The organism is Faecalibacterium sp. DFI.5.82 (assembly GCF_029076575.1).
Classification (GTDB): domain Bacteria; phylum Bacillota; class Clostridia; order Oscillospirales; family Ruminococcaceae; genus Faecalibacterium; species Faecalibacterium duncaniae.
Map to the genome: position 1 here is coordinate 1 of NZ_JARFIS010000045.1, position 568 is coordinate 568.

Here is a 568-nt window from a genome sequence, read left to right on the forward strand (position 1 = left end):
GGACGGAACGGTCTGTCTGCTGCAATTTGACTATGCCGTGCCCTACGCCGCCCCTGCGCTGCGGGGAAAGCTGCCAGATGTGCAGACGGTGCACTGCATTCTGGGCATTCTGCTGCTGGTGGGAGTGGTGGTGTGGAGCACCCACCGCTCCAGAAAGTTTCTGGCCCGGGAGACGGCCCGCCTGACAGAGGTCTCCCGGCAGGTGGCTGAGAAAAAGGGCGTGGAAGAGATCGATTTTTCCGGGGCGCAGGTGCGGGAATACGCCGAGACACTGGCTGCCCTGCAGACCATGGGGCAGGAGCTGACGGCCAGCCTGCAGGCCCAATGGAAAATGGAGCAGCAGCAGCGGGAGCAGATCATCCAGCTTTCCCATGAGATCAAAACGCCGCTGGCCGTCATTGAGGGCAACGCCGACCTGCTGGCCGAGGACAAGGCCCTGACCCCGGAGCAGCGGGAACAGGTGGAGGCCATCCTGCGGGGCACCGAGCAGACCCGGACCTAACTGCTCAAGATCCGTGCTCAGGTGCAGACACCGCTGAAGTATAAGCGGCCCTGAGCAGACCCGAAT

1 protein-coding gene is annotated in these 568 nt (G+C 63.2%); it reads left to right on the plus strand.

Going from position 1 to position 568, the window contains the following annotated elements; genetic code table 11:
* Nucleotides 1-502 (plus strand): histidine kinase dimerization/phospho-acceptor domain-containing protein (locus P0G09_RS15480; RefSeq protein ID WP_275253092.1); only part of this gene is annotated, 502 nt, incomplete at its 5' end.
* Between the last annotated feature and the right edge of the window lie 66 nt (nucleotides 503-568).